Origin of the sequence: Parasutterella secunda, assembly GCF_023336895.1 — a bacterium.
GTDB lineage: Bacteria > Pseudomonadota > Gammaproteobacteria > Burkholderiales > Burkholderiaceae_F > Aphodousia > Aphodousia faecalis.
In genome coordinates this window covers 1-323 of the sequence record NZ_JAMBLT010000038.1, presented here as the reverse complement: position 1 = coordinate 323, position 323 = coordinate 1, and the positions used below count along the sequence as shown (strand labels likewise).

At 44.3% G+C, this 323-nt stretch carries 1 protein-coding gene; it reads left to right on the top strand.

Going from position 1 to position 323, the window contains the following annotated elements; all coding sequences use genetic code 11:
- Nucleotides 1-323: RNA-guided endonuclease InsQ/TnpB family protein (locus tag M3080_RS09210; protein ID WP_249092824.1), on the top strand; the 323-nt coding region annotated here is incomplete at both ends.

Sequence of the window (323 nt, the reverse complement as noted above, 5' to 3'; positions counted from 1 at the left end):
CGTCATTCGCAAAGCCGATGGTTGGTACGTCTCCATTCAAACAGAATACGAAAAAGAAGTTCCCGTACACCAAGGCGATGAAGTTGGGATTGATATGGGAGTGGCGTGGTTTTGCACGCTCTCGGACGGAATACAGATTGCGCCTTGCAACACGCTGAAAAAACATTTGAAGAAATTGGCGCAATTGCAAAGATCACTATCCCGAAAAGAGAAATTCAGCAGTAATTGGAGAAAGGCTCAAAGGGAAGTTGCGAAACTGCATCAACGGATCGGCAACAAACGTCAGGACTTTATTAATAAAGTCGCGTTGGATTTAAGCAAAA